The sequence below is a fragment of the Mesorhizobium sp. M2E.F.Ca.ET.209.01.1.1 genome (genome assembly GCF_004010375.2).
Classification (GTDB): Bacteria; Pseudomonadota; Alphaproteobacteria; order Rhizobiales; family Rhizobiaceae; genus Mesorhizobium.
Genome location: NZ_SADP02000078.1, coordinates 1 through 652, shown reverse-complemented (window position 1 = coordinate 652; position 652 = coordinate 1). Strand labels below are relative to the sequence as shown.

Sequence of the window (652 nt, the reverse complement as noted above, 5' to 3'; positions counted from 1 at the left end):
CCCGGTGCGGGGGCTCAGCAACTACTGGGTCGCCTGCGGTGTCATGGCCGGATTCAGCCAGGGCGGCGGCGTCGGCAAGTCGCTGGCCGAGTGGATGATTTACGGCGAGCCGCAGGCCGACATCTTCGGCATGGACATCGCCCGCTATGGCGCCTTCGCCGCCAACCGCGAATATCTCAGGCAAACGACGCGGCAGTTCTACGCTCGCCGCTTCGTCATGACCTTCCCCAATGAGCGGCTGCCGGCCGGCCGGCCACTGAAGCGCCCCGGCGCTTATGACGGCATGAGCACCGCCGGCGCCGAATGGACGGCGTCCTGGGGCCTGGAAATCCCGGCCTATTTCGCGCCGATGGGCTTTCGCGAGGAGACGACGCTGAAGCGCTCCAACGCCTTCGACATCGTCGGCGACGAAGCGCTGCAGGTGCGCCGCGCCGCCGGCCTCGTCGATATCTCGGCCTATTCGCGCTACGCGATTTCAGGGCCGGGCGCCGCAGCGTGGCTCGACCGGCTGCTCGCCTGCAGGCTGCCGAATCCCGGCCGCGCGAAGCTTGCGCCGATGCTTGGCCATGACGGGCGGCTGAAGGGCGATCTCACCGTGCTCAACTGGGGCGGCGAGTATTGGATCATGGGCTCCTATTATCTGCGCGAATTC

The 652-nt window shown here is 67.5% G+C and carries 1 pseudogene; it reads left to right on the top strand.

The annotated features are described in order from the left end of the window. Positions 1–652 (top strand): annotated as a pseudogene (locus EN852_RS34620) (FAD-dependent oxidoreductase); the annotation flags it as partial.